Annotated in this window: 5 protein-coding genes; 1 reads left to right on the top strand and 4 read right to left on the bottom strand. The window is 61.8% G+C overall.

All coding sequences use genetic code 11. The annotated features are described in order from the left end of the window. Positions 1 to 25 precede the first annotated feature (25 nt). Genes B3V69_RS18250 through B3V69_RS18260 form a run of 3 tightly spaced genes read right to left on the bottom strand, consistent with a single transcriptional unit; the run spans position 26 to position 3,071 of the window. Positions 26 to 1,141 carry an acyl-CoA dehydrogenase family protein gene (locus tag B3V69_RS18250; protein ID WP_296448523.1) on the bottom strand — a complete coding sequence of 372 codons (1,116 nt, stop codon included), beginning with the start codon at positions 1,139 to 1,141 and terminating at the stop codon, positions 26 to 28. 5 nt (positions 1,142 to 1,146) lie between these two features. Then, on the bottom strand, positions 1,147 to 2,325 hold the full coding sequence (locus tag B3V69_RS18255) for an acyl-CoA dehydrogenase family protein (protein WP_296448525.1): 1,179 nt from the start codon (positions 2,323 to 2,325) through the stop codon (positions 1,147 to 1,149). Between the two features lie 50 nt (positions 2,326 to 2,375). After that, positions 2,376 to 3,071 carry a YceH family protein gene (locus tag B3V69_RS18260; RefSeq protein ID WP_296448527.1) on the bottom strand — a complete coding sequence of 232 codons (696 nt, stop codon included), beginning with the start codon at positions 3,069 to 3,071 and terminating at the stop codon, positions 2,376 to 2,378. 13 nt (positions 3,072 to 3,084) lie between these two features. Here B3V69_RS18260 and purN point away from each other — a divergent pair, with 13 nt between their 5' ends. After that, entirely contained in the window at positions 3,085 to 3,675 is a 591-nt protein-coding gene (gene purN / locus B3V69_RS18265; protein ID WP_296448529.1) for a phosphoribosylglycinamide formyltransferase, read from the top strand. A gap of 53 nt (positions 3,676 to 3,728) precedes the next feature. Here the strand turns inward: purN and B3V69_RS18270 are convergent. Continuing rightward, positions 3,729 to 3,991, bottom strand: a 263-nt coding sequence (locus B3V69_RS18270) for an ABC transporter permease (protein WP_296448531.1), incomplete at its 5' end; no start/stop codon positions are given.

Below are 3,991 nucleotides of genomic sequence, written 5' to 3' on the forward strand. Positions count from 1 at the left end.
GGTTGGCGCCCATTTTCTTCAGTTTTCAGGCAAATACGCCTGCCGTGTCCTGCATCCGGTTCGATACCTCACCCAGATGGTGCAGGGTATCGCCAAAGGTCATTTCCAGCTGGGTCAGTTTCTTGAAGTAATGGCTGACGATGTATTCGTCAGTGACGCCGATACCGCCGTGCAGCTGCACCGCCTGCTGGCCGACAAAGCGCATCGAATTGCCCAGCTGGTATTTGGCCCGGGCCATCGCCGCACGACGCTCTGGCGCTGGCGCGTTGAGTTTGAGCGCGGCGTAGTAGCTCATGGAGCGTGCCAGTTCGAGCTGCATCTTCATGTCGGCGGCGCGATGACGCAAGGCCTGGAAGCTGCTGATGACGACACCAAACTGCTTGCGGGTGTTCATGTACTCGGCGGTGATGGCCATGGTTTTGTCCATCACGCCCACCGCTTCGGCACAGGTCGCCGCAATGCCGATGTCAACGGCGTGCTCCAGCGCAGTCAGGCCGTCCAGCGTGATCAGGGTGGCGGGTGCATTGGTCAGCGTGAGTTCGGCGGCCCGGCTGCCGTCCTGCGTGCCGTAGCCACGGGTGGCGACACCGCTGGCCGTGCGTTCCACCAGGAACAAAGCCAGTTTGCCATCGACCGTTGCCGGCACGATGAAGGCATCGGCCTGATCGCCCACAGCCACTATGCTTTTTGCAGCTACCAACGTCCATCCGGCGGGGGCTGGCGTCGCTTTTGCCGCACACACGTCGAGCCGGTAACGGGCGGCGCGCTCCTGGTAAGCCAACACCACCAGGGCTTCGCCGCTGGCCACTTTGGGCAGCCAAGCGGACTTGAGCGCTTCGGGCGCATAGCCGCTCAGCACGCCGCCTGCGATCAGGCTCTGGGCCAAAGGCTCCAGCACAATGCCGCGTCCCAGTTCCTCCATCGCCACCATGCCCTCGACCGGGCCCATGCCCATGCCGTCGTGGGCTTCCGGAATGTACAGGCCGCACAAGCCCAATCCGGCGATCTCAGCGAAGGCTTCGCGCGAAAAGCCACCGGCCTTGACCGCCGTGCGGCGGCGCTCGAAGCTGTAGCCCTTGTCCACCCATTTGCGAACTGCGTCGCGCAGTTGTTCCTGGTCGTCAGAAAAATCAAAATCCATGATACTTATCCTAGAACTACTTGGGAAACGATGTTGCGTTGCACTTCATTGCTGCCGCCGTAAATGGTGGTCTTGCGCAGGTTGAAGTAGGTGGAGGCCAGGGGCGCGCAGTAGCTTGCGCCGACGGCGTCGCCCTGCCAACCGGCTTCCATGGCCTCATAAATGAGGGGCAGCGCGTAGGGGCCGGCTGCCAGCATCATCAGTTCACTGTAGCGCTGCTGGATTTCGCTGCCGCGAATCTTGAGCAGACCGGCAATATCGAGCGACTGCTTGCCTGATTTTTCGGCCGCCAGCACGCGCAACACCATCATTTCCAGCGCCACCACGTCCACTTCCAGCTTGGCGATCTCATCGCGGAAGCGGGTGTCGGTGTAAACCCCTTCGTCTTTGGCAATGCGCTTGAGACGATCGAGCTCGCGTTTGGAGCGGTTCACGTCGGCAATATTGGTGCGCTCATGGCTCAACAGGTGCTTGGCGTAGGTCCAGCCCTTGTTTTCTTCGCCAATCAGGTTCTCGACCGGCACTTCGACGTTGTCGAAAAAGACTTCGTTAACTTCGGCTTCGCCGTCCAGCAGCATGATGGGACGCACGGTGACGCCCGGCGATTTCATGTCGATCAGCAGAAAGCTGATGCCGGTCTGGGGTTTGCCCTCGGTGCTGGTGCGCACCAGGCAGAAAATCCATTCGCCGTACTGGCCCAGTGTGGTCCAGGTCTTCTGGCCATTGACCAGGTATTTGTTGCCCTGGCGTTCGGCCCGGCACTTGACCGAGGCCAAGTCGGAGCCGGAGCCCGGCTCGCTGTACCCCTGGCTCCACCAGACGTCGCCACTGCCGATGCCGGGCAAAAAGCGCTGCTGCTGCTCGGCATTGCCAAAGGCCATGATCACCGGCGCCACCATCACCGGGCCAAACGGGATCACGCGCGGCGCGCCTGCCAGCGCACATTCTTCTTCAAACAGATGTTTCTGGATCGAGTTCCAGCCGGGGCCGCCGAATTCCTTGGGCCAGGCATGGCCGAGCCAGCCTTTCTTGCCCAAAATCTTGGCCCAGCGCTGCATGTCATCACGGCTCAGGCGCAAGGCCTTGTGCACTTTGTTTGAGATGTCCGCGGGCAGGTTCTCTTTCACCCAGGCGCGAATGTCCTCGCGAAATTTCTGTTCTTCGGGGGTAAATGCCAAATCCATAAAGGGGTCTCCAAATAAGCCACTGGCGTGTTTTTAGCACGGTCGTGCGATTATGCATGTCCAGGGGGTGACACGCCCAACTCTGAACACAGTTTTTGCACGGTTTCACGCAATTGAGCCACTTCGGCTTCGAGCCGTTCGATGCGCTCGGCGGTGTTGCCTGAGCCTTCCGCCGAGCGGCCAAGGCCGGTGTGGGTCGTGTCCACCGGGCCGCACAGCAGGTGCGCCCAGCGCTGTTCCCGGGTGCCCGGTCCGCGGGCCAGTTTGACGACCAGGGAGCCGCCTTTTTCGGGCGAGCGGTCTTGCAGCTCTTCCAGGAAACCCTCGACGGAAGAGATGTCGGCAAACTTGTACCAGCGCTCAGAATTCAGGCGCAGCTCGCCGGCGGTTTGCGCACCGCGCAGCATCAAAAGCCCCAGCAACACGGCGGATTGCTCGAACACGCCAATACCGCGCTGGAAATTGTGCTCATAGCGGGTGGTGCGCCCGCCGCTGCTTTCACGCACCAGTCCGGCTGATTTCAGCTCGTCCAGCGCCGTGGCCACTTGCGCTTCATCGAGCTCCATCAAGGGGTCGCGGCTGGATTTCTGGTTGCAACCGAGCAGCAGCGAGTTGAGCGACAGCGGGTAGCTGTCGGGGACGGTGCGGGCCTTCTCCATCAGGGTGCCGAGCACGCGGGCCTCGGTGGGCGTCAGGAGGGGGGAGGGGGTTGGTGTGGGAGGCGGTATGGAAGTGGTCGACGTCATAATTAAGGCAGGTATGAAAAACATCGTTATTTTGATCTCTGGCGGCGGCTCCAATATGGCCGCCATCGTAAAAGTGGCCCGGCGCGAGGGCTGGCAAGAAAAATGGCGCGCGCGCGTGGCGGCTGTCATCAGCAACAAAGCCTCTGCTGGCGGGCTGGTTTTTGCCCGGGAACAGGGCATTGCGACCGAGGTGCTGGACCACAAGACCTTTGCCTCGCGCGAGGCGTTTGACGAGGCGCTGTCCACGGCCATTGACCGTTTTGACGAACCGGGGCAACCGGCTCTGGTGGTGCTGGCGGGCTTCATGCGCATTCTCACCCCGGGCTTTGTCAGCCGTTATGAGGGGCGTCTGCTCAACATCCATCCCTCGCTCCTTCCCGCTTTTCCGGGTTTGCACACGCACCAGCGCGCACTGGACGCGGGCTGCAAAGTCACCGGCGTCACGGTCCATCAGGTCACCGCTGATCTGGACCACGGGCCGATCCTGGCGCAGGCCGTGGTGCCGGTGCTGGCCGCTGACACGGCAGCCGATCTGGCGGCCCGTGTGCTGACGCAAGAGCACCTGATCTACCCGCGGGCGATTGCCGATTTGCTACAAAAATAGTAGCTGGTCGCGCTTATTTTGCGGGGGATAGAGCCTCATTTTTCATAAATTTACTACTCATGTCGGAGCGCCTCAATCGGGTCCATGCGCGCCGCCCGGCGGGCCGGGAAGAAGCCAAACAGCACGCCAATGCCGGCCGAGAATAGGAAGGACAGCAGGTTCACGCCCGGATTGAACAGATAGGGCACCTCCATCACGCTGGCCAGCACGATGGACGCGGCGGTGGCCAGCACGATGCCAATCAGGCCGCCCATGGAGGCCAGCACCACCGCCTCGATCAGGAACTGCAGCAGCACCTCGCGCTCCAGCGCGCCGA

The organism is Rhodoferax sp. UBA5149 (assembly GCF_002413825.1).
In the GTDB taxonomy this organism is placed as follows: Bacteria; Pseudomonadota; Gammaproteobacteria; order Burkholderiales; family Burkholderiaceae_C; genus Rhodoferax.